General features: G+C 57.2%; 16 protein-coding genes. 3 read left to right on the plus strand and 13 right to left on the minus strand.

Features of this window, described 5'->3' with window-relative positions; all coding sequences use genetic code 11:
* Positions 1–82: 82 nt before the first annotated feature.
* Both ilvN and G8764_RS20690 read right to left on the minus strand, forming a co-directional pair.
* Positions 83–574: an acetolactate synthase small subunit gene (ilvN, locus tag G8764_RS20685; protein WP_166167692.1), complete on the minus strand. Its 492-nt coding sequence runs from the start codon at positions 572–574 to the stop codon at positions 83–85.
* Positions 574–2310: an acetolactate synthase 3 large subunit gene (locus G8764_RS20690; RefSeq protein ID WP_166167695.1), complete on the minus strand. Its 1737-nt coding sequence runs from the start codon at positions 2308–2310 to the stop codon at positions 574–576. The genes ilvN and G8764_RS20690 overlap by 1 nt, the downstream gene beginning before the upstream one ends.
* Positions 2311–2829: 519 nt before the next feature.
* Here G8764_RS20690 and G8764_RS20695 point away from each other — a divergent pair.
* Entirely contained in the window at positions 2830–3285 is a 456-nt protein-coding gene (locus G8764_RS20695) for a DUF4124 domain-containing protein (RefSeq protein ID WP_166167698.1), read from the plus strand.
* 18 nt (positions 3286–3303) lie between these two features.
* Here G8764_RS20695 and G8764_RS20700 read toward each other — a convergent pair whose 3' ends face one another.
* The 6 genes from G8764_RS20700 to G8764_RS20725 all read right to left on the minus strand — a co-directional run bounded on the left by G8764_RS20700 (position 3304) and on the right by G8764_RS20725 (position 10038).
* Positions 3304–3987 carry an exonuclease domain-containing protein gene (locus G8764_RS20700; RefSeq protein ID WP_207952007.1) on the minus strand — a complete coding sequence of 228 codons (684 nt, stop codon included), beginning with the start codon at positions 3985–3987 and terminating at the stop codon, positions 3304–3306.
* Positions 3988–3989: 2 nt separating this feature from the next.
* Positions 3990–5828 carry a putative nucleotidyltransferase substrate binding domain-containing protein gene (locus G8764_RS20705; protein WP_243748928.1) on the minus strand — a complete coding sequence of 613 codons (1839 nt, stop codon included), beginning with the start codon at positions 5826–5828 and terminating at the stop codon, positions 3990–3992.
* Positions 5829–5944: 116 nt separating this feature from the next.
* Complete coding sequence (locus tag G8764_RS20710) at positions 5945–6445, minus strand: hypothetical protein (protein ID WP_166167704.1); 501 nt, start codon at positions 6443–6445, stop codon at positions 5945–5947.
* 118 nt (positions 6446–6563) lie between these two features.
* Positions 6564–8294, minus strand: a complete 1731-nt coding sequence (locus G8764_RS20715) for a sodium:solute symporter family protein (RefSeq protein WP_166167707.1) — start codon at positions 8292–8294, stop codon at positions 6564–6566.
* A gap of 14 nt (positions 8295–8308) precedes the next feature.
* Positions 8309–8575: a DUF4212 domain-containing protein gene (locus G8764_RS20720; protein WP_166167710.1), complete on the minus strand. Its 267-nt coding sequence runs from the start codon at positions 8573–8575 to the stop codon at positions 8309–8311.
* A gap of 134 nt (positions 8576–8709) precedes the next feature.
* The gene (locus G8764_RS20725; protein WP_166167713.1) at positions 8710–10038 is read right to left on the minus strand and encodes a DcaP family trimeric outer membrane transporter; all 1329 of its coding nucleotides are present in this window, start codon (positions 10036–10038) and stop codon (positions 8710–8712) included.
* A gap of 233 nt (positions 10039–10271) precedes the next feature.
* On the opposite strand from G8764_RS20725, the gene G8764_RS20730 reads away from it, so the two are divergent.
* A complete protein-coding gene (locus tag G8764_RS20730; protein WP_166167716.1) occupies positions 10272–10961 on the plus strand; it encodes a response regulator transcription factor in 690 nt (229 codons plus the stop codon).
* A gap of 139 nt (positions 10962–11100) precedes the next feature.
* On the opposite strand, the gene G8764_RS20735 is transcribed toward G8764_RS20730, so the two are convergent.
* Entirely contained in the window at positions 11101–14607 is a 3507-nt protein-coding gene (locus G8764_RS20735) for a PAS-domain containing protein (RefSeq protein WP_166167719.1), read from the minus strand.
* A 304-nt stretch (positions 14608–14911) separates the two neighbouring features.
* Here G8764_RS20735 and G8764_RS20740 point away from each other — a divergent pair, with 304 nt between their 5' ends.
* Complete coding sequence (locus G8764_RS20740; protein WP_166167722.1) at positions 14912–15529, plus strand: DsbA family protein; 618 nt, start codon at positions 14912–14914, stop codon at positions 15527–15529.
* A 179-nt stretch (positions 15530–15708) separates the two neighbouring features.
* Here the strand turns inward: G8764_RS20740 and G8764_RS20745 are convergent, their stop codons facing one another.
* The 4 genes from G8764_RS20745 to clpB form a co-directional block, all read right to left on the minus strand.
* The gene (locus G8764_RS20745; protein WP_166167725.1) at positions 15709–15849 is read right to left on the minus strand and encodes a hypothetical protein; all 141 of its coding nucleotides are present in this window, start codon (positions 15847–15849) and stop codon (positions 15709–15711) included.
* Positions 15850–16067: 218 nt separating this feature from the next.
* Positions 16068–19583, minus strand: a complete 3516-nt coding sequence (locus G8764_RS20750) for a hypothetical protein (protein WP_166167728.1) — start codon at positions 19581–19583, stop codon at positions 16068–16070.
* A gap of 236 nt (positions 19584–19819) precedes the next feature.
* Positions 19820–20497 carry a PEP-CTERM sorting domain-containing protein gene (locus G8764_RS20755; RefSeq protein WP_166167731.1) on the minus strand — a complete coding sequence of 226 codons (678 nt, stop codon included), beginning with the start codon at positions 20495–20497 and terminating at the stop codon, positions 19820–19822.
* A 520-nt stretch (positions 20498–21017) separates the two neighbouring features.
* Positions 21018–23657, minus strand: coding sequence for an ATP-dependent chaperone ClpB (gene clpB / locus G8764_RS20760; RefSeq protein ID WP_166167734.1), 2640 nt, complete (start codon positions 23655–23657; stop codon positions 21018–21020).
* Positions 23658–24047 lie beyond the last annotated feature (390 nt).

Consider the following 24047-nt stretch of genomic DNA (forward strand, 5'->3'; position numbering starts at 1 on the left):
ACGCAAACCGGCCCCGGGCATAGCCAGGCGGGGGGCGCCATCGTCACTGCGACCGCTACCCTCACCGGAGTCAGTGCCGCCACTAAAGGCTGAGCACCTTCTCCCCGCGGGAGATACCGGACACACCGGTGCGCACCACCTCCAGGATGGCGGCGTCTCCCACCGCGTCCATAAAGGCATCCAGCTTGTCACTGGCACCGGTGATTTGCACCGTGTAGACCGTGTTGGTGACATCGATGATCTGGCCGCGGAAGATATCCACACAACGCTTGATTTCCGCGCGCTGGGCGCCGCTGGCTTTCAGCTTGACCATCATCAACTCGCGCTCGATGTGCGAACCTTCGGTCAGGTCCACCAACTTCACCACGTCGATCAACTTGTTGAGATTTTTGGTGATCTGCTCGATTTTGTGCTCGTCACCAATGGTGGTCACGGTCAGGCGCGACAGGGTTGCATCCTCGGTGGGGGCCACAGTCAGGGTCTCGATGTTGTAACCGCGCTGGGAAAACAACCCCACTACTCGCGACAAGGCGCCCGGCTCATTTTCCATGAGTACAGAAATAATACGTCTCATCAGGTCCGCTCCGTCTTGCTCAGCCACATATCCCGCATGGATCCCTCCGGTGCCACCTGCATCGGATAGACGTGCTCACTTGGGTCCACATAGACATCCAGGAATACCACCCGGTCTTTCAGGGCAAAGCACTGTTCCATTTTCTCCCGCAACTCTTCGCGTTTCTTGACTCGAATCCCCACGTGGCCGTAGGCATCCATCAACTTGACGAAATCCGGCAGCGAATCCTCGTAGTGGATCTCCGAATAACGACTGTCGTAGACCATATCCTGCCACTGCTTGACCATGCCCAGCGCCTGGTTATTGAGGCAGATAATCTTTACCGGCAGGCCGTACTGGGTCAGGGTCGACAGCTCCTGGATACACATCTGGATCGAGCCCTCGCCGGTGACACAGACAATGTCCTTGTCACGAAACGCAAACGCCGCTCCCATAGCCGCCGGCAGGCCAAAGCCCATGGTGCCGAGGCCACCGGAGTTGAGCCACTGGCGCGGCCGCTTGAACGGGTAGTACTGGGCCGCAAACATCTGGTGCTGGCCCACATCGGAGGCGACGATGGCGTCACCCTTGGTGACCTCGTACAGCATCTTGATCACGTCCTGGGGCATGATCTTGTCGCCGCTGGTGTTGTAGCGCGGCTTGACATTGATACCGTGGCGCTCGCGCCAATCCTCAATCTGCGCCCACCAGTCAGCCAGGGCTTTCTTGTCGGTTTTCTTGCTCGACGATTTCAGGATATCCAGCATATCGCGCAGCACGCTGTCCACCGCGCCGACGATCGGCACGTCGGCGACAATGGTTTTCGATATCGAAGCCGGATCGATATCGATATGAATGATCTTGGCGTTGGGACAAAACTTGCCGGTGGTGTTGGTGACGCGATCGTCGAAGCGCGCCCCAACTGCCAGGATCAGGTCGCTGTGATGCATCGCCGTGTTGGCTTCAAAGGTGCCGTGCATCCCCAGCATACCGAGGAACTGCGCATCGTCACCGGGAAAGGCCCCGAGCCCCATCAGGGTGCTGGTCACCGGGAAGTTCAGCTTGCGCGCCAGCTCAATCAGCAGCTCGCTGGCCTCGCCCTGCACCACGCCACCGCCGCTGTAGATAACCGGGCGCTTGGCCTGCTGCAACATGCCCACCGCCTTTTTGATCTGGCCGCTGTGGCCCTTGGTCGCCGGCGAATAGGAGCGCAGCTTGATTTTCTTCGGGTACTCAAAGGGAAAGGTTTCCGCCGGGTTGACGGTATTTTTGGGTACGTCGATAACCACTGGGCCGGGCCGACCGGTAGCGGCAATGTGATAGGCTTTCTTGACGATCTCCGGGATTTCCGAGGCGTGCTTGACCATAAAGCTGTGCTTCACAATCGGCCGGGAAATGCCCATCATATCGGTTTCCTGGAACGCGTCTTCGCCGATTTTTTCCGCAAACACCTGGCCGGAAATCACCACCATGGGGATGGAATCCATGTGCGCAGTGGCGATACCGGTAATGGCGTTGGTCGCGCCCGGGCCGGAAGTAACCAGCACGGTACCCACCCTGCCGGTGGCGCGGGTATAGCCGTCCGCCGCGTGGGTGGCCGCCTGTTCGTGGCGCACCAGAATATGTTTGACTTTGTCTTGCCTGAATATAGCGTCGTAAATATGCAGAGCGGCCCCACCAGGGTAACCGAATATCAATTCAACGCCTTCTTCCTGCAGCGAGCGTATGAGCATGTCGCCACCAGAGAGCATTTCCACCTTGTATCCCCTTAAAACTATTTCAAATGCCTATTACCCGCCGCGGCGGTTTCGCTAAATCGCGGCCAGACGTTGATCACGCGGCCTCGCACCATGGGCGAAACAGTCTCGGCAAGCTGCTAAAAACAGATAGTCTGATGCTTCCCCGGCAACACTGCCCCTGATAACTCAACAGCGCACCGGGCAGGCAGCGTCGGTGGACGCGCCTACGCAACTGGGATGGTTCGGGGAGCGTTTGGCTCACCAGAGGTAGATTCCGGATACGGACTTGCATCAACGGAATGACCGAGGTTACGGCTGCGATCTACACGCCATCTAGCGAACCCGCAATTCTCGCAATTTACTCACCAAAGTCAAGGGCTTAGGGCGTTTTACGGCAATTAAAGCGCGGATCCATAAGCACCGATGACGGTTTATCCGCCAATCTTGACATCCACCCCGCCAGCCAATGGGTTCTATGGTCTATATTGGTTTATGCTAGTGTTAATACAGTTCGTTCGAGCGGGAGCCAGGAACAGAATGATTGCGAGAGTTTTACGACGCGGCATGCCGTTGGCCATTAGCGCGGCGCTGCTCATCAGTTGGGGCCAGCAGGCCTCCAGCAAGGAATACTACCGTTGGCAGGACGACGAGGGCATCACCCACTACTCCGCCCACCCGCCCAAGGACCGCGTCGCCACCAAGGTGCGGGCCACCAATACCCAGATTGAAGTGCGCGACAATCAGGCGCCACCGGCCCCTGCGCAAAATGCCGACCAGGACAGCGAAGCCGCACCGGATAACGCGCAACAGACCGCGGCGGCAAAACCGGTGAGCGACCCACAGCGCTGCGAAGCGGCGCGCAAGAACATCAAAACCCTGCAGGAGAAATCCCGCATCCGCATCAAGGACAACGGCGAGTACCGTTTTCTGACTCCCGAGGAAATGGCGGAAAAATTGCGTATCGCCCAGCACATCATCGACGAGGAGTGTTGACGGCCAGCCTGCGAGCACTCACCCCAACAGCGCCCCGACCCTGATCGCGCCGCCCTTGTGAGCCAGCTGCGCCAGCAGTAACTCAGCGGTGGCCAGCGCGTCCACCAGGGCGTTGTGGGCGGGATAGTCGGGCAGGTTATAGCGCGCCCGACAGCTGGCCAGGCGCAGGCTGTTGGGCACCAATGGCGCGTGGCTGCGCTGCAGGCGCCGCTTCTCCAGCTGCAATGTATCGATGACTGGCAGCAACAGCGGCGCACCGTACAAGCGGCGACTGCTGCGATCGAGAAACGCCAGGTCGAGCGGAGCGTGATGAAATACCAGCGCACGCCCAGCCGCCGCTTGCAAGAACTGTTGCATCAAACTCTCCAGTTCGATGCCCTGCTCCAGCTCGCAGTCGCGCAAATGGTGCACCGTGGCGCTATCACCCACCCCCTGCTCCGGCTTCAACAGCAGGTGCCTGGCACTGTGCAGTTGAATCTCGCCGCCGGCGATCACCACCCAGCCGACACTCAACAATTCCCCCGCCGCCACCTGCAGCGACGACATCTCCGCGTCCACCACCAACAGCTCAGCTCGGCGCCAGTCCAGCTGGGCGAGATTGCCCTCGGCCCGCCAGCAGGCCAGCAACGGCGCCAGCGCTGCAGCCGCCGGCGGACGCAGCCAATGGCGCAAGCGGTAAGCGAATCGCCGTAATTGCCGCACCTTCAGAGCCCGGCGCGATAGTTGAGCTTGATTGACTGCTGGGCATCAGCCACCAGCGAAAACGAATCGCGCAGCAAGCCGCGCACCTGCCGGGACAGTTCCGCCGGGTCGATATAGTTGTCGGCGGGCACGCCGGCGGTCAACTGTCGCACCTGGCCCTGGATGCGAGTTTGCATAATCAGCCGCAAGGCATCCTGCAAGTTGCGGCTGTCCTCGATCGACATCACCTTGGCGTCGGCCAGCGCCTGCAAGCGCTCGATGGTATTCACCGCGCTGACACCATGGGCCAGCGCATGCACCCGCACCAGATCAATAATGGGCAATACGCCGCGCTTCTTCAGGTTTAACTGGTGCTCGTGCTCGCCGTTGCGCTCCACCACAAATTGTCGAAAAATCCCCAGTGGCGGTGTATTGGCCAGGGCGTTCTCCGCCAGCGCCGCCAGGAAGATGGTGTTACTGCCGGCCTTGGCCAGCATATGTTGCTGCAGTTGCTCACACAGCGCCTGGTCACCGTAGATACAGCGCAGGTCGAAGAATATACTGACCCGCATAACCGCATCACTGGTGGGGCTGCGGGTCCAGCGGTCGACCGTGTCCCGCCAGCCCGCCAGCGGTTGGCGCCACTCATCGGTGGTGGCCATTACTTTGCCGGGGCAGTAGACGTAGCCGCACTCATTGAGGCCGTCGCAGACCCAGGTCGCCAGGCCAGTAAACCACTCTGCCGCCTCTCCCTCCACCGGCTCGGCGATCAACAGCGCATTGTCCTGATCGCTGCCCAGCAACTGTTCGGCCCGGCCCTGGGAGCCGAACCCCAGCCAACAAAAGCCGGTGGGCGGCGGGCCACTGGCCTCCACATACAGCTCGATCAAGCGCTCGGTCACCGCATCACTGACCGCCGTTAACACGCGGCTGACCCGGGCGGCATTGACGCCGGCATTGACCCACTGCACCATTAAATCGGGCAGTAGCTTGACGTGTTCCCTGATACCCGCCACGGTGTCTTGCCGACCGATATGCTGCACCAGGTAGACCGGGTCATCACGCCGGGCAAGGAGCAAGTCCGATGCGGTAATAATACCGGCCAGGGCTTGCTGCTCGAGCACCGGCACATGGTGAATACCATTGCGCGTCATTAGCAAAGTCGCATCGAAGACAGTGCTGTCGGCAGAGATGGTTTGCGGGTTGGCCGTCATGATCTCGGCAATGGGTTGCGCGCCACCGAGCCCCTTGGCCACCGCCCGCGAGCGCAGGTCCCGGTCCGTGACAATGCCGAGCAAGGAGCTGTCGGCCTGGATCAGCACAGAGGAGACGCGCCGCTGTGACATCAGCAGCGCCGTCTGCTGAATACTCGTGGTCGGCGCCACTACCAGCAGGTTGCGGGTCATCAGGTCCCCCACTTGCTGCATCATTTCTTCGGAGCCGCTCTCGTACATACCGGCACGCCGCATCCGGCGACTGCGCTGGCTGTGGAAGAAGCGGTCGAAATCCCGATCTTTTTTACGCAGCGCGCGGTAACTTTCTTCCGGCAGCCGGTAGATCAGTGAGTCTTCAATCAGGGTTGCCCGCACGCCGGACTGCTCCAGCTCCAGGCCTTTCAAGTCGAAGCCGACCCGCTCGCCAAACCGGTCCAGCAGGCTGTCGTCCTGGCTTCGCAACTCTGCCGCACCGCTGCGCAATATACGCAGGCCGCCCTCGTCGCCGGCGGCGTGAAAAACATGCCCGCGACGGTGGTAACTGATCACGATAGCCCCCACCAGCTGCTCCAGCTGCGCTTCGCTCAACTGGTCAAAGGGAACACACTGCACCAGAAAATCACGAATGCCCTGCAGTTCGGGGCTCATTTGCGCCGCCTTAGCCATAAACTCGCTCGGCTTTTCATTATTATTGCCCAAGTTAGCAAAACAAATACGGTTGTGCCTTGCTCACATTTTTACTGACCTGTCGTTCCAAACGCCACCTAACGGCGAAAATCCTCACCAAAGGTGGTTTTGTAGAGGGAAAACTTCATCCCCACGTCACCGTAGTAGACGGTATTATTCGCCGCTACCACAATCCGCAGGCGGTCCGTATCCGGGGCCAGCGACGGTAACTCCAGCGCCCAATTCAAGCCGTGCTGGTCGACGCGCTGCATATCCTGCACCGGCTTTTCCGCAGCACCTTCGGCAACCAGAGCCACACGAGCACCTTGCAGGGGGAAGATGGAGCGCATGACCAACTGGGCTCCGCCCGCTTCACGCCACTCGGTGGAGAGCTTCAGTTCAAAATCACCATTTTTCAGCCCACAGACACCGCTGTTGTAGCGACAATTGGGCTTTTCCACCAGTTCGTAGCGACCGCCGGCGACCGCCGCGTGCGGCACTTCACTGACCATGGCATCCACCGCAAAATAGCCGAGCACTGCGAGTATGGGAGTCACAATCAATGCCACCACCACGTGCTTGTTCGTTAAAATACTCATCGTACCACCTGACTTCTTATTTTAATTTATTGCGTAAAACGATAAGGCCCCAACGTAGTGTCCTGGGTCAGGACACTAGCCGGGGCCTTTCGTAATTGCCGGAACTAACCGCCCGGGCCTAGTGGTCCTGCGCGGCAGCGACACCGCTTGGAACTCGAATGTGCTCTACCAACTCCTGCACTTCGATTGGCGGAGCCTGGGTTACCCGGGATACGGTATATGCCACAGCGAAATTAATCGCCGCACCTACCGCGCCAAAGGCATTAGGCTCAACCCCCAGGAACCAGTTTTCCGGCATGCCACCGAGGAACTCGGTACCCGGCACAAACATAATACCCTTGTGCTGGAACACGTACAGCAGAGTAACGGTAATACCTGCAATCATACCGGCGACCGCACCTTCCTTGTTGATGCCCTTGCTAAAGATACCCATCATCAAGGCCGGGAAGATCGAGGATGCTGCCAGGCCAAACGCCAGGGCAACCGTACCGGCGGCAAAATCCGGCGGATTGTAACCGAGGTAACCCGCGCCACAGATGGCAACCGCCATGGCGATGCGCGAGGCCAGTAACTCCGTCTTCTCATTGATATCCGGCGCAATCACACCTTTTAACAAGTCGTGGGAGATGGCCGAAGAGATCGCCAGCAACAAGCCCGCCGCAGTCGACAGTGCCGCTGCCAGACCACCGGCAGCCACCAGGGCAATCACCCAGTGGGGCAATTTGGCGATTTCCGGGTTTGCCAACACCATGATGTCTTGGTCAACCGTTACCATTTCGCTGGTTGCCTTGTTGGCAGAGTACTGGATACGACCGTCGCCGTTCTTGTCCTCGAACTCCAGCAAGCCGGTTTTTTCCCAGTTCTTGAACCACTGCGGACGCTCTTCATACACCAGGTTTTCACCGCCCATCGGCTTGATGGTCTCGTGCAGGTTAAGACGCGCCATACCGGCAACCGCAGGAGCAGTGGTGTAAAGAATGGCGATAAAGACCAGCGCCCAACCGGCAGAGCTGCGTGCATCCTTGACCGTGGGAACGGTAAAGAAACGAATGATCACGTGCGGCAGACCGGCGGTACCAATCATCAGCGACAGGGTGTACATAAACATGTTGAAGGTATTGCCGCGCACACTGGTGGTGTACTCAGCAAACCCCAGCTCTGTCACCACCTGGTCGAGTCGATCGAGCAAGTACACATCACTGCCCGACATGGTACTGCCGAGGCCGAGCTGTGGCAGCGGGTTACCGGTCAGGTTCATGGAGATGAATATCGCCGGGATGGTGTAGGCAAAAATCAACACCACGTACTGGGCAATTTGGGTATAGGTAATTCCCTTCATGCCACCGAGCACGGCGTACATAAAGACAATCACCATACCGATCAGCAGGCCCACCTCGTACTTCACTTCCAGGAAGCGCGAGAACGCCACCCCAACCCCTTTCATCTGGCCGATAACATAGGTCGTCGAACAGATAATCAGGCACACCACCGCAACCACGCGCGCAACCTTGGAGTAGTAGCGGTCGCCGATAAACTCGGGCACGGTGAACTTGCCGTACTTGCGCAAATAAGGCGCAAGCAGCATGGCCAGGATCACATAACCACCAGTCCAGCCCATCAGGAATACGGAACCACCGTAGCCCATAAAGGCAATCAGGCCTGCCATGGAAATGAACGAGGCCGCCGACATCCAGTCAGCTGCCGTCGCCATACCATTGGCCACCGGGTGAACGCCGCCACCGGCGACATAGAACTCTTTGGTAGAACCGGCTCGAGCCCAGAAGGCGATGCCGAGATAGAGGGCAAAAGTCATACCTACAACAATGTAGGTTAGTGTTTTTAAGTCCATGATTGTGCTCCCGGTTATTCGCCTTCGACGCCGTATTTACGGTCGAGTTGACCCATTTTCCTGGCGTAGTAGAAAGTCAGAATCACGAATACGTAAATCGACCCCTGCTGTGCGAACCAGAATCCCAGTTTATAACCACCTATTTGGATGTTGTTGAGCACATCGACCAGCAGAATTCCGCAGCCGAATGACACCACAAACCAGATCACCATCAGCTTGACCATCAAGCTGACATTCTCTTTCCAATAGGCTTTTGCATCATCTTCAGATTGAAAGGCCATGATTTTCCTCCTGTCAGAAAATCGTTGTTATTAGAGTTGTACGTTGCCTTTGTACCGTTTCTGCGACTGAGTCACCATTGGACAATGGTCTATACGCCAGTGGCAAACGGCCAAATGCCGCGCAATTGGTACAGTTAAAATGCCCACTTACCCATGATTTGCAGGCGCTTCAGGTCGCCATCCACACCGCTTTCCAGCTCCCGATCGGCGACAAAATACTCCGCCCCGAAGGACAGGCTCTTGGTCGGCGAATAAATCAGGTTGATGTTGGTGTTGGAGACAGTCTCATTGACGCCCTGACCGGCGGCAATCGGGTTATCCGCCGTGGAGGCGGCGTAACTGATGGTGCTGCGCAGCTTCTCATTCCAGTGATGGCGATAGGCAATAAAACCACCGGTCACGTCGCCCAGGGCGATATCACCGTCGGCGGTAATGGCGCCGTCGCGGAAGGCGTTGAGGGCGATATAGCGGCCGAGATTGCCGTGGCTGAGCATAAACTTCAGGTCATCGCCATTGTCGAACGCGTATGTGCCGGCAACGCTGAGCGCCAGGCCAGTCTCGTCATCTTCCAGGCTACCCTCGGCGTAACTGAGTTCACGCATCACCCCGGCCACACTGTAACTCAGGTTACCGGCCTTGCCGTCGTAGCGGGCGATCAAATCGGGAACCGCGCTGTCATCGTAATCGTTGTCAGTGGCGTAGATCGGCTGGCCATTGCTCATACCGACGATGCCGCCACCGGCGTAGAGTGAAGTCGACGGGTTTTCAGCCGCCAGCATCAGTGATCCGCCGTTACCCAGACCCTTGGTCCAGCGCACCTGGGCCTGGCGGATAAACAGGGTGCCCGAAGTGGGACCGATAAAATCAACAGTTTCCGGCAGCGCGCCAACGTTAAAGAACGTACTCCAGGTCTGCCCGGCCAGCAGTGACGCGTCCGCGGCGTAGCTCCATTTCAGAAATGCGTGACGCAGTCCACTGGGAGCCTGGTTGGTCAGGCGCTCATCGGTGCCGCCAGAGTTAAAGTCCACTTCCACATAACTCATGACATCGCCGGCACTGGTGGCGGTGTTGGTTTTAAACCACATGCGGCTGTGCTTGACGTGGGAGTCCATCACTGTGTCATAACTGCCCCTGCCATCACCGGTTGGAATCACCGAGGGAACCAGAAAGTCGTCCCCCACCGTGGCAGCAGAACGGGTGCCATCGGAGTAGTCGTTCCACATGACGTCGGCTTTGATGTAGCCGCCAAACTGGAAGCGGGTGCCTTTTTTCAGCTCCACTCCTTTGGCCTGCTGCACCTCTTCCTTTTTCTGCAACTCGGATTTCAGTGTCGCCAGTTCGCGCTCCAGCATTTCCACCCGTTGTTGCATATTGGCAGCCGCCGCCACAGGGACCGCTGTCGCGGCCAGTAAACCGGTAGCAACGGCGCGGGCCAACAGGGATTTCTTGCGTTTATTGTTCATGTAACCCTCTCCATCTTGTTATTCGATTGCTTTGCAAGATGGAGTATCGACCCACCCGGGGCCACTGCGGTATTCACCATTGGTCTATATACAGACTAAAGTCGAAGGCGCGGCAGCGCCTCCTGCCCAAATGAAGCCCCCGAATAAATGGCCGTCTGATGTTGCTGATGATTGGCGAATTGCCGTCAACGGCGTTAGAATGCCGAAGACATAAAAATAACCGGACATATTGCATGGCCAACAACCCCTGCATCATCATTGCCGACGATCACCCGCTGTTTCGTTCGGCCCTGTGCGGCACCCTGCAACGGGAATTAAACGAGCCCCAACTGATTGAGGCGGCGGATTTCAACAGCTTGCAGACTGCCGTCGAGGCTCACAAAACCGCCAACCTGATCCTGCTGGACCTGCATATGCCGGGTGCTGAGGGCTTTAGCGCGCTGGTGTTTCTCACCGCGCACTACGCCCATATCCCGGTGATGGTGGTCTCCGCCATGGAGGAGCCCGACATTATCCGCCGGGCCATGGATCACGGCGCCTGTGGCTTCCTGCCCAAAAGCGCTTCCATTGAGGATATGACGGCGGCGCTGACTGCCGCCCTGGCGGGCAACCTTTGGCTACCGGCAGGCATTGATGACACACCCGCGGCGAACGAAGCCGAGCTCAATATTGCCGAATCGCTGGCGCGCCTCACCCCGCAGCAGTTTCGCGTCGCCGCCATGGTCAACCAGGGCTTGCTGAACAAGCAAATTGCCTACGAATTAAATGTCACCGAGGCGACCATCAAGGCTCATATGACCGAGATCTTTCGCAAACTGGGGGTCCACTCCCGCACCCAGGCGGTACTGGCGATGGCCCAATTGGCGATCAACCCCAACTCGACCCTGGAAGCCTTCCGCAGCCAGGCCTTGCCCCTCCAATAAATAGCCCCTTCTATAAATTGCCACTCCAGTAATTTACCACTCCAGCAAACTCGGACAACGCCTGTCCCCTCCCGGTACCACAATCCGGGCCGGGACCTCGTTGACACCAGACCTCACCAGAACCAGGCCTCGCTCAATACTATCGCTCACCTGCACTGGCGCGCCGGCGCCGCAGGGCACGGCGTATCACCGTTTTTAAAGCCGCCGGGTGGGCCGGTTTGGCGAGGAACAGGTAGCCGGCCTGCTGCACCGCCTCGCGCACCTCATCACTGTTATCGGCACTCAACACTATGGCCGCCAGGGCCTGCTGCCAGTGATAGCTTAGCGCCTCCAGCACATCCAGCCCGGTGTCATGATCGAGGTGGTAATCGGCAAAAATCAGCTGCGGCGGGCTCGAGTCCGACCAACGACTCAAAGCCTCGCCCAACGTGGCGGCCGTGGTGACCCGGCAGCCCCACTGGGTTAACAGCGACTGCATACCCGCCCGGATAGTCTCTTCGTTATCAATACACAACACCGGGATATTGGTTAGCAAAGGGTCGGCTGCGGGTTTTGCGGTGGACTCCTGCTGGCGCTCGCCAAGGCCAACGGTAATCCGAAACACCGAGCCTTTGCCAGGCTCTGAAGCCAGGCTGATGGGGTGTTCCAGCATGGCGGCGATGCGCTGGGCAATGGACAGTCCCAGGCCGAGGCCCTGATTACCCACCGCTGCCGGCAGGCGCTGGAACTCCTCGAAAATACGCTCCTGGTCCTCTCCGGCGATACCGCTGCCCGTATCCCAAACCTCTATGGTCAGGCACTCGGCGTGGCGGCGGCAACCGAGCAACACCTTGCCGGTACGGGTATAGCGCAGGGCGTTGGAAATAAAATTTTGCAGTACCCGGCGCAGCAGGTGAGGGTCGCTGTAGACCCATACCGAACAGCGGCGCCAGCGAAAATCCAGCCCCTGCTTGCTCGCCAGCGCCCCGGCTTCCGCCGCCAATGGCGCCAGTAAGCTGTCGATGGAAAAGTGTTCCCGCTTGGGCCGCTCCTTGCCCGAGCCGAGGCGCGAGATCTCCCGCAGGGAACTGATCAATTGCTCCATCTGCGCCAGGGCGTCGTCCAGGTAGGTGACGTCCGATTGCAGGGCGCTACCCTCGCGCCCCTGCAGCTTTTCATTGAGGGAGGCGACAAACAGGCGCGCCGCATTGACCGGCTGCAGCAAATCGTGACTGGCCGCGGCGAGGAAACGACTCTTGCTGGCGTGCACCTCCTTCAGCTCCTGCTCCACCCGGGCGCGCAGGTCATTCTCCCGCTGCAACAGGCTATTGGCCTCCCGCAATTCGGCAGTGCGGCTATTGACCCGGTCCTCCAGGGTAGCCTTGGACTGCTCCAGCTGTTGCATGATTTCATGGTAGTCCGAGACATCGGTGTAGGTGGTGACATAGCCGCCATTGGCCAGCGGGGTGCCGCGGATTTCGATGACCTCGCCGCTGGGCAGGACCCGCTCCAGTCGGTGGTAGGTGCGGGCGCGCAATTGATCCAGGCGTCGCTGCACACTGACACTGGCATCCGCCACATCCCCGAAATACCCGCGCAGGGCGTTGTAGTGATAGATTTTTTCGATATCGCAGCCCACGTACAACAACCGGGTTGGAAAATCGAACAACTTTTGGAATTTCTCGTTCCAGGCCACCAGGCGTAAATCCTTGTCCACCACACTGATGCCCTGGGGAATGGTTTCAATGGTGGTTTGCAGCAGGTTTTGACTGAACTGGATCTGTCGCGAACTGCCCCCCACCAGGGAGACAAAATCCTGCAGCTGCAGCGGCTGCTGGCTCATCAATAACTGCATGGCACGATGGGCGGACACCGCCCCGATAATCGCCGCCAGGTCGCTTTCAATGGCCGCAACGGCAAATTTTGGGGCCTGGTCGTGGGGTAACAGACGGTGCCCCACTCGCTTTTCAAAGTCACCCCAGAGCTCCCGGGTGCGATCCATGCCCACCAGCGGGTCCATCAGCGCTTGCAGCTGCTGCACCTCAATACCAGAGGGTTCCATGTCGAGGTGTTTACCCCGCGCGCGCCAGCGCAAACGGGTAAAGGCATCGGCCTGGCGCTCATCCAGCAGGCTCAGGGTCATCTTACGCGACAGCAGCAGGAACACCAAACTGTTGACCAGCAAACTCCAGAAAACGCCGTGGCTGAGCTGGTCGAGCCAGCCCATACCGAACAGGTTGGCGGGTGCCAGCCACTCGATCCCAAACAGCCCCGCCAGGCGCGGGTCATCGGCCGGTAATACCGTGGGCAGCAACAGACAATAGAACCACAGCAGCATCCCCGCCAGCAGGCCCGCCAGCACTCCGCGGGAGTGACCGCGCGGCCAGTACAGACCGGCCACCACCGCCGGCACCAGCTGCGCCGTGGCGGCAAACGAGATCAGGCCCATGGAGGCCAACCCGTCGGCGGTGCTCATCAGCCGCTCCAGCGCCCAACCCAGCAATAACACGACGACAATGGAGACACGGCGAATTAAGCGCAACGGACCGCTCAAGTCGGTGGCCCGTTCACCCCGGCGGGAACTGGTGCGCAGCCAGGCCGGCACAATCAATTCATTGGAAATCATGATCGACAGGGCCACCGTCGCCACCACCACCATCCCGGTGGCCGCCGACAGTGCGCCGATAAACGTCAGCGCCATAATCGGCTCGCTGCCGGCCCAACGCGGCAGGGTCAACACGTAACTGTCGGGGTCCAGGTCAAAACCGGCAAATAAGACCGTACCCGCCTGAGCCAGCGGCAAAACCAGCAGCGCAAACAGGGCCAAATAGATCGGCAGCAGAACCCGGGTATAGCGCAGGTCGCTGCGCTTGTGGTATTCCACCACCAGCACATGAAACTGGCGCGGCAGGCAGACAATGGCGATGGCACTGAGCAGCAACTCGGTAAAAAAGAGCGGGCTGGTGAATTGCTGCAGGGAGTAATTGGGCTGCGTTGTGACCTGGGCAAAATCGGCGTGCCCCAGCAACGACACCGCCAGCAGCGCCACCGCCACAAACGCCACCAGCTTGACCACGCTCTCTACCGCCACCGCGGTAATCATGCCGCGGTGGCGATCGGGCCCGTCGATAACCCGGGTGCCAAACAGGATGGCAAACCAGGCCATGGCCAGCGCCGCGATCAAACTCGATATGGCATCGAAGCGAACTGAGCCGGTGTCCACCCAGTTGATGGTCGACCAGGCGATATCCACCGCCCGCAGCTGCAGGGCAATATAAGGCAGGGTACCCACCACGAGCACCAGGGTGACCACTGCCGCCAGGCGCTGGCTCTTGCCATAGCGGGAGCCAATAAAGTCGGCAATGGACGTCACTTTGTTGCGCGAACTGACGATCAACAAGCGGCGCAGGAAGGGCCAGCCAAACAACACCAGCAAAATCGGCCCCAGGTAAATGGGCAGGTAATACCAGCCATTTTCCACCGCTTGCCCAACCGCGCCGAGAAAGGTCCAGGAGCTGCAATAGACGCCTATAGACAGGGCGTACACCAGCGGCCGCCACCAGTGAATCTGGCGCAGGTAGTAACCGTAGCGTTCCGATAACCAGGCCACCGCAAACAGCAGGGCGCCGTAGGCGCATACCAGGAATAAAAGTAATTGGCTATCCAATCAATCGCGCCTTGTATTGCAGCTCTTATTTTTAACTTCTCAGGCCCCAGGTGCCGTCCGGTGCGGCAAAATATAAAAAACGCCACACCCCTTAGAGAGTGTACCCATTTTCAACCAGCAGAGATATTCAACTTAGGTCGAATTAACCGCCCCCCGGGTACAGACTCTGCAGCGGACAGACCGTATAATAAAATCCATAACTAACCTGCCGCTGAGCGAGTAAAGCTCTATGCCGCCTGCCAGACTCCTACTCTGCGCGTTAATTTCGCTGACCTGTGCGCCGACTTCGTCAAGTGAGGGAGAATTGCCCGATACGCTTGCACCTGCGCAGTCACTGGCGACCTCACAGCAACGAATTCGGTTGCTGCAAGACACCGCGCTGATTCGGCCTGTCGCTGCTGACTCGGATCACATCTATGGCAGTAAGAGTGCCGCCATCAGCCTGATTACCTATATGGATTTTAACTGCCCATACTGCAGAAAGGTTCGCCCGGTAATAATGCGCGAGGTACATACCTCAGGCGGCAAGATTAACTGGGTATTCCGCCATTTCCCCCTCGCAGACAATGGCGTTTCAGCCGAAGCAACGGCTGCCGAGTGTGTCGCCGATATCGCCGGGGAAAATAAATTCTGGGGCTTTGCCGCAAATTTATTATCCCTGCCTCGACCAACTGGCACAGACAGCATCGCTTTGATTCGCCGCTCCGCCCTGAAGGAAAGAATCGAGTGGCATAAGCTGGAGAGCTGCATGAGCGAAAATCGACAGCAGGCTAAAGTATCACGGGATCGGGCAGAAGCGGTGCAACTGGGAATAAATGCTACGCCGAGCACTGTTCTTGTGGGAGGGAAATCAGTACTGCTACTGCAAGGCGCAGTATCAACTGACGTGCTGCAGCGTGCGTTAAAGCAATCAGGGGACTAATCTGTTCAATAAACCCGTTAGGTTTACCATATTGAATAATTCAACTTTTCAATAGCAAGTCAGTCAACAGCAAGAATTGATAGCAATATTAAGCACGAACAATGTTTAAGCCGGTGCCGATTATCTCCCCAGGCCTGCTGGAGCAATAACCGGCACATGGTCGGCTTTGCGATGGCGCATCAATTCTGGTTGGCTTTCTCCCGGATTAACCGAGCCGCCTCTGCGCGAATAGCCATGTCTTTTTCCGCCGCCGCCTTGTCGCGGCTCTGCTTGAAGGCTTTAAACTTCTGCTGATGCTGCTGGAGTCGCAATTCTTCCACACTCGCCCCTTGTTGCGGGCTGGCAAATGCCACCCCGGACAAGAGCACTAGACCTGCCAAAGCTGCAACTATGCACCGTAGGCTCGTACGGCGTGCTGTAATCACTTGCATAATCAATTCCTCTGCTGCTGTAGTCGCCACCTGCAAACTGCGACACTTTGATGTCTGGTTTGTGGCAACCCATCCAGCAAAGATGGGCTGCCACTATCGGTTCCGAATCAAAACTCCTGGCCGAAGAAAAAGTCTTCCACCAGGCGAAGGTCCCTGCGAATAACTCGATTGTTTCGGCAGTTGTCAATGAAGTCCGAACCAAAACCGAATTCACCTCCAAAATACGAATCAATATACAACTGGCCTGGTGCTACGTTAAAGCTGAATGCACCATCGCTATCCGTATTTACTTCTACAGAGTCAAAGATCACTCCATTATCGAAGTAATAGAAAAATGAACTATCTGCCAGTGGCTGACCGAAATCATCATACGCGGTCCCCACAACTGTACAGGTATCGGGGCTGTTAAGATCAATCAGCAGCGGTACAGAAGGCACTCGGGCATAACCACCGCCATAAAAATCGAAACCATTTTCTGTGCTGGCAGCATCCACAAACACCGGGCCGAGTGGAGAGTCGAACTGCACCTCGCCATCAGCGTCCGTCACCAGGTTCTCTATAGGGTCTATGTTGTTGAGACTGAAAAACACATCAAAGAAGGAATCAACGAAGAAACCCTGCTGCGGATCGCCAACATCATCAAACACTTTCACTGTGGTAGGCACTGTCACGCTGGGCGAGTCGGCGGCATCGTGACTGAACGGCTCCAGACTGGGCACCAGCACAAACGCACCGAAGGATTGCACAAAACTGTTGCTACCCGGGCCGGTCTCAGTATACGCAGTCAAGATCGCCCCGCCCAAAGGCACTTCTGCAGGGCCAAAGGGAACCGGTGGAGCAGGAAAACTGCCTGGGTCATCGGCCCGATCGAAGAAGCTATCGGTGGCGAAATAACCTCCGTAAATACCCTGATGATCAAAGTCTATCAATTGATCGATACCGGCCTCCTCATTGGTACGATGATAGTTGCCACTGAAGGGGGTCCACAGGGTGGGCAGGTAAACATCCACCGTACACTGGGTAGTGCCATCCGCCTCCACATTGCAGTTTTGGAAATCACCAAAGAACTCGCCGTAGTAGCCGAAAATACTGTTGATTTCCATCCAGCGGTCCCAGAAATCGGGGCCGTTGAAATACGGAACATTCAAGCTACCCAGGTTTCCGTAGAAGAACTCACCCGGCAAAAAGCCGCAATTACCGAGGTCCACCGGAATCTGGAAGAAACCATTACTATCTGTTTGCACCGTGAGATCAATCTGGTCTCCATCACAGAAATTGAAGTACCTGACGTTATTCCCAGGCAGCGGTTCTCCGTCGATGCCGTACAGGGTACCTTCAAACAGGAATTCCGAGTTGCCCACGACAGTTAAGTAACGCCGCGCTGTGGACGAATTACCATCCGCATCCGTGGCGGTAATATCCACAAAACAGGACTCAAAAATCGAGCTGAGTGAGGATGGCGCAGTAAACTCGGTATCAAAGGTAGTGCCTGAGGCCGAAGGTCCCCCGGCGGTGGGGGATACGGAACCACCGCTGGAACTGCCGAAGAAGTTACACTGGGTCTCCCATGCCACACTGACATCTGTCCCCTCGGGATCGGTCACCGTTGCCATCGCCGTCGCGGTCGCGCCAAGCTGCACGGTCAAGTCCGACAGGGTGAACTGGCTGATAACCGGCGGGAAATTGATATCGGCAGACACCGAGAGCATACCGTCCGGAGAGGCATCCATAAAGTCCAGGGGCACACACACTCCGCTTTGTGTACCACTCAGGCAACTGCCCTGATCTCGGGGAGTATCGAACACCGTTGCTCCGGCCTGGCTCTGCAGCAAGCGATAGTCGTTGTCACCAAAGCGGTGCAAGTAATACTTGATGGAATTGACCAGCGTATAGACCCTGATTTGCTCAGCGGCGCCAACATCCGGGCTCTTCTTCACGGTCAGCGAGTCAAAGCTCTCGGGAATGGCATTATCGGTACAGAAGCGGCTGGGCGAAGTGCCACTGTAGGTCACACCCTCGGCGTACCAGCTAAAGCCGGTCAGCGGAGTGCCGCTAATGGCATCCTTCATCTGGAACTTGAAGCAGGAGTGGGTATTAATGGGCTGGTCGTAGTTCCACCACGTAAAGTGGGTGACCTCACCACAGATCTGCAGCTGACTGTTGCGTACTTCAACCGTACCTTCACCTTCTTCCTTCCACAATCCGGCGTCTTCATCGTAGTACCAGAGCGGAACTGTATCGCCCTCAGCCAAGCCTGCAGGTGCTTTCATACAGACTTCCGCCGGACCTCCCAGCTCACTGATTGGGTTGCCGTCCTGGTCTTCCAGGTCGAACTCCATCATGCCGAAAGTTTCCAGCGTCACCGGGGTGTCATTAGGGTTGGCGCCGGCGGGCAGAGCCAACAGGTCTGGCCCGGCAATGATATCGTTGGTCGCGGGATCCAGGTAGGTAATGTTACCACTGATTTCCGTAACACCGTCCGGCAGAGAGCCATCAGGGATCTGCAGGGACCCGACCGGGTTACCGCCACTGTTGATTTCAACGCCTGCATTCAGGTCATCGTCGGTTTCCAAAGTCTGCGAGATCTGCTGCAGATTGACGGTAATCTCGTAGTCAGTCTGGCCGGGCACAATATTGACCTTGGCGTTACCCGTCGCAAACCCGGGCGCTTTGACCTTTACGGGAAAGAATTTACCCGAACCGTTGCTGGCAACTTCACCATTGCCTACCCCGGCCGCAAAAAAGCCAGCCTCATCCGTGGTCGTTTCCACGGTATTGGTGCCAATCTTGACACTAGCGGCAAAGATAGTAGACCCGTTGCCGAACACCTGGCCGTTAACAGTGACACAGCTGTTGGTTGGGTCGTCCGGGCAGAGATCGTCGGCGAAACAAATGCCGTCTTCATCTGAATCATTGCCGGGGTCAGTTGGGCAGATATCTTCGTTGGCACAGAAGCCGTCACCGTCGATATCGTTGTCCGGATCAGCAGGACAAATATCATCGGAGTCACAGCTGCCATCGTTGTCTGAATCATCGGCGGCATCGATAGGACAAATATCTACATCACCGCATACGCCATCGCCATCGACATCATCCAGCGGATCATTGGGGCAAGCATCTTCGGAGTCACAGCTGCCATCACTATCAGAATCATTATCAATGTCAAACGGACACGCATCTACATCACCACAAATGCCATCGCCATCGATATCATTATCGGCGTCTAATGGACATTCATCGACATCACCACAAACACCGTCACCATCGACATCATTGTCCGGGTCCTGGGGACAAGCGTCCTCATTATCCGGGATACCATCGCCGTCAGAGTCGACTGGAGCAATATCATCAACAAACTGCTGCAGCTCGGCAGTATACGCAAAGGCCGCGCGGCGCATTTGGAATTCAATTCGGGTAGTGTCGTTGACCGACGCTAACATAAAGACAGGATTACCTGAATCGTCAGCGCCATCAGCGTTGTTCACTGGATGACTGCTGCTGGTTACTACCAAACGCAACATACCGGTAGGAGTGGTTCCGCCGGGGGCGATGGTATTGTCAGTGTAATAACCGATGCCGCGTGCATACACCCGATTCCCCTGCACCACCGTTGCATCCGTCACAGGCTGCCATGAGCCTGTCGTTATTGCTGCTGCAGGCTGGCTTGAGAGAGCGGCCATTAATAACGCAAAAAACGCCCCAACAAACAGGGCGGTGCGTTGCAGTAGTTTGAAATCGAGCGCTGAAGTTACCATGATCCAGTTTCTCCTGTTGCGACAGGTGGGCCATCAAATCCAAGGCTGACAACCCTTTAAATGGACAAGCGCCTCAATGCCAGGCGCCTGGTTTTTTATAGCTATTATTTACCCGCCCTGCTGCGACGCAGAGCTAAAAGGCCTAACCCAATCAACAGTATCGATGCGGGCTCAGGTACTGCGGCCAGTGTTTCAGTGAAGGTGATACCGCTAACAGTCAGCATATCCGGAGCAGTAGGCAATGAGAAATCGAAGTCGTCAACAAACACTACAAAACTGGCTGTTGTTAAGCCAGCCCAGGCGGTAATATCAAATGCGCCGCCCGCCGTTAAATCCAGATCCGCCAAGCCACCACTCAAGTCTATCAATTGCACGGCTCCATCAAATGGACCAGTTAATCCATCTATCACCGTTAGCGACAACTCAAGAGTACTGCCAGCTGCAATAGCATCAACAGTAAAGTCCTGGTACAGAGAGATAAAAAAAGTTTCGACACCCGCAACACCTGCCGTAGGGTCAAAACTGTTACTTATCTTCGCCCCGCCAGCGACAAGACTGTAATTATCGTCAACCACCAACGGCAAAGGAGTCGGCCCGAAAGTAAGTGCTGCCGAGTCGACATCAAATGTCGCAATCTCACCACTCCAAAAGTCAAAGCCGGAGCTGAAGTCGGCGTTCATCAAGGAAGCCGAAGCCAGGTGGCTGCCAAACAAACCAAAGATAATTACCAGTGATCGAGCTAAAGCGGGGAGACCAAAACGAAGTCGGGATTTCAGCTGCATGAGTTGCTCCTGCATTGATTTTTTGTTTTATAAATTTTTTATAAATCTGTAGCAGTAGGAAAGCAAGAAGCAGGCCAGCGAACAATCTTCGTTGTCGAGAAGCCGATAGCAGCTTGCAAAGCTCTCTCGGCAAGCACTTAGGCCCTATAAAAACAATGGTTTTAGAGCGGCGCCAATAATGAATCGAGCGACAACCAACAACGGCAGGGAAAGGTCAAGCTAGCGAGCACTGAGACTCTCGACAACCGCTCTTATAAAACTCGCAGTTGCACGTCTTTTATAAAATCATATAAAAATCAGAAAGTTACCAAGACTTCAAAGCACCTCAAAGAACATCAAATCACTTGCGTCAGCTTTTCTTACAGTAGCTTTTGAAATGCAACGTATTCGAAAACAATAACTTGCGCTTCCGGGCTTAAATTGGGTCGCTTCAATACGTCAATAAAATTTACAATCAACGTTTTAACTGCTAAATAAACCCGGCCGCGCAAGTACCTGCAACTGCAGCAGCAGATACGGACTACTTTTGCATAACGATCCGATCCCCCTCCACCGTCGCATGGATTGTATCCCCCGGCCCGAATTTGCCGGCCAATACATCCTGCGCCAGCGGGTTTTCCACATACTGCTGGATCGCCCGCTTCAGCGGCCGCGCGCCGTAGACCGGATCGAAGCCCACCGCGGTCAGCTTGTCCATCGCCTCGTCGCTCACGTCCAGTGACAGCTCCCGTTCCGCCAGGCGCCGGCGCAATATATCGAGCTGGATATCGGCGATGCCGCGGATCTGCTCCCGCGCCAGCGGGTGGAACACCACCACTTCGTCGATGCGGTTGATAAACTCCGGCCGGAAATGACCGCCCACCACTTCCAGCACTGCGGCTTTCATGGCTTCATAGCGGTTTTCATTGGCCGCGGAATCACCCTGCTCGCTGCCGCTGTCATCAAAACTGATGGTATCGAACGAACGGTTGCGGGCAATCTCCTGGATCGCATCCGAGCCCAGGTTGGAGGTCATAACAATCACCGTGTTGCGGAAATCCACGGTGCGACCCTGGCCATCGGTAAGGCGGCCGTCGTCCAGCACCTGCAGTAAAATATTGAACACATCGGGATGAGCCTTTTCGATCTCATCGAGCAGCAGCACCGAATAGGGCTTGCGCCGCACCGCTTCGGTCAGGTAGCCGCCCTCTTCGTAACCCACATAGCCGGGAGGGGCGCCGATCAAGCGCGCCACGGAGTGTTTCTCCATAAACTCGGACATATCGATGCGCACCATGGCGTCCTGGGTATCGAACAGGAACTCCGCCAGGGATTTGCACAGCTCGGTTTTACCCACCCCGGTGGGCCCCAAAAACAGGAACGAACCGTTAGGCCGATTGGGATCGGACAGCCCGGCGCGAGAGCGCCGCACCGCGTTGGAGACGGAGACCACTGCCTCGTCCTGGCCGATCACCCGCTTGTGCAGGGCGTCTTCCATGCGCAGCAGTTTTTCCCGCTCACCCTCGAGCATTTTGCTGACCGGAATGCCGGTCCACTTGGACACCACTTCGGCAATCTCTTCATCGGTGACCTTGTTGCGCAGCAGCTTCATATCCACCATATCAACATCGGAAGACATGGCCAGCTGTTTTTCCAGCTCCGGAATCACACCGTATTGCAACTCGGACATCCGCCCCAGGTCGCCGGCGCGGCGAGCGGCATCCATATCCAGCCGCGCCTGTTCCAGGTTGGCCTTGACCCCGGCAGAGCCTTGCAGCGCCGCTTTTTCCGCGCGCCAGATTTCATCCAGGTCGGCAAATTCCCGCTCCCGCTTTTCGATTTCACCATCCAGCAGATTGAGTTGCTTTTTCGCCGCCTCGGAGGTGTCTTTCTTCACCGCTTCGCGCTCGATTTTCAACTGAATCAAACGCCGCTCCAGGCGGTCCATCTCTTCCGGTTTGGAATCGATTTCCATGCGAATACGGCTGGCCGCCTCATCCACCAGGTCAATGGCCTTGTCGGGCAGCTGACGGTCGGTGATATAGCGCTGGGATAATTTCGCCGCGGCGATAATCGCCGAGTCGGTGATATCCACCCCGTGGTGCACCTCGTAACGCTCTTTCAAGCCCCGCAGGATGGCGATGGTGTCTTCCTCACTGGGCTCGTCCACCAGCACTTTCTGGAAGCGCCGCTCCAGGGCGGCGTCTTTCTCGACGTACTTGCGGTACTCGTCGAGCGTGGTAGCGCCGACGCAGTGCAGTTCTCCGCGGGCCAGCGCCGGCTTGAGCATATTACCTGCATCCATGGCGCCCTCGGCCTTACCGGCGCCCACCATGGTGTGCAGCTCGTCGACAAACAGGATAATGCGGCCTTCCTGTTTCGCCAGCTCGTTCAAGACCGCCTTCAGGCGCTCCTCAAATTCACCGCGAAACTTGGCGCCGGCCAGCAGCGAGCCGAGGTCCAGCGACAGCAGTCGCTTGTTCTTCAGCCCTTCCGGCACCTCGCCGTTGATAATGCGCTGCGCCAGTCCCTCGACGATGGCGGTTTTACCCACGCCGGGCTCGCCGATCAGTACCGGGTTGTTCTTGGTGCGCCGCTGCAACACCTGGATGGTGCGGCGAATTTCATCGTCGCGACCAATAACCGGGTCGAGCTTGCCCGCCTCGGCGCGGGCGGTCAGGTCAATAGTGTACTTGTCCAGCGCCTGGCGATTGCCCTCCGCTTCCGGATTGTCCACCGACTCACCACCGCGCACTTTTTTAACGGCATCATTGAGCTTTTGGGCGTCGCCATATTGCTTCAGTATTTTGCCGAGCGCGCTGCTGCTGTCGCCCATGGCCGCCTGCAGGAAGCACTCGCTGGAGATATAGGCATCGCCATTTTTCTGCGCCTGTTTGTCGGCCAGGTTGAGCAGGCGCCCCAGTTCGGAGGACATTTGCACCTCACCGGTGGGGTTCTGCACCCGCGGCAAGCCGTCCAGCGCCTTGGCCAGGGCGTTGCGCACGCCGGTAACATCAAAGCCGGCCTGGGCCAACAGTGGCCGCACCGCACCGCCCTGCTGGTCCAACATCGCCAGCATCAGGTGGGTCGGCTCCAGTTGCGTGTGGTCACGGCCCACCGCCAGTGACTGGGCATCGGCCAGCGCCATTTGTAGCTGATTGGTTAAACGATCCATTCGCATACTTCACCCCAAGTGTATTGGTAATTTCCTATTCAGAATTGGGGGCTAAACGGCAAAAATCAATGGCGTGCTGCCGCCACCAGCCATCCAGTTGATCTAGCGCAAATATCTGTTGTTTTGCCCGGGCACGGGGAATACCGGGTATCCGGGTGTATAGGGTTTCCTAATTACCACCTAAGCTAAGCGTCTTGCAGCCGGCATTATGTTAGGTCTGGCTTCGGGGGCTTGCTTTCAAGACCCTCGACAGCAGGGATGCTGTCGTGGAGCCCCCATGGATGATGAGATGGTCTCCTCCTCTTCCCAGCGGCATCGCAATGTGCCTGAATAGAGGGTGAACAATTCGTTCTCTATCGACAGAAGCAGGAGGAGACCATGGACAAGTTTAACGTA

This window comes from Pseudomaricurvus alcaniphilus, from assembly GCF_011440395.1.
Classification (GTDB): Bacteria; Pseudomonadota; Gammaproteobacteria; order Pseudomonadales; family Cellvibrionaceae; genus Pseudomaricurvus; species Pseudomaricurvus alcaniphilus.

Excerpts from the sequence above, each read along its gene's own strand:
- G8764_RS20725 (WP_166167713.1), bottom strand. The coding sequence starts at position 10,038 with ATGAACAATAAACGCAAGAAATCCCTGTTGGCCCGCGCCGTTGCTACC.
- G8764_RS20730 (WP_166167716.1), top strand. The coding sequence starts at position 10,272 with ATGGCCAACAACCCCTGCATCATCATTGCCGACGATCACCCGCTGTTT.
- G8764_RS20755 (WP_166167731.1), bottom strand. The coding sequence starts at position 20,497 with ATGCAGCTGAAATCCCGACTTCGTTTTGGTCTCCCCGCTTTAGCTCGA.
- G8764_RS20710 (WP_166167704.1), bottom strand. The coding sequence starts at position 6,445 with ATGAGTATTTTAACGAACAAGCACGTGGTGGTGGCATTGATTGTGACT.
- G8764_RS20720 (WP_166167710.1), bottom strand. The coding sequence starts at position 8,575 with ATGGCCTTTCAATCTGAAGATGATGCAAAAGCCTATTGGAAAGAGAAT.
- G8764_RS20705 (WP_243748928.1), bottom strand. The coding sequence starts at position 5,828 with ATGAGCCCCGAACTGCAGGGCATTCGTGATTTTCTGGTGCAGTGTGTT.
- G8764_RS20695 (WP_166167698.1), top strand. The coding sequence starts at position 2,830 with ATGATTGCGAGAGTTTTACGACGCGGCATGCCGTTGGCCATTAGCGCG.
- ilvN (WP_166167692.1), bottom strand. The coding sequence starts at position 574 with ATGAGACGTATTATTTCTGTACTCATGGAAAATGAGCCGGGCGCCTTG.
- clpB (WP_166167734.1), bottom strand. The coding sequence starts at position 23,657 with ATGCGAATGGATCGTTTAACCAATCAGCTACAAATGGCGCTGGCCGAT.
- G8764_RS20715 (WP_166167707.1), bottom strand. The coding sequence starts at position 8,294 with ATGGACTTAAAAACACTAACCTACATTGTTGTAGGTATGACTTTTGCC.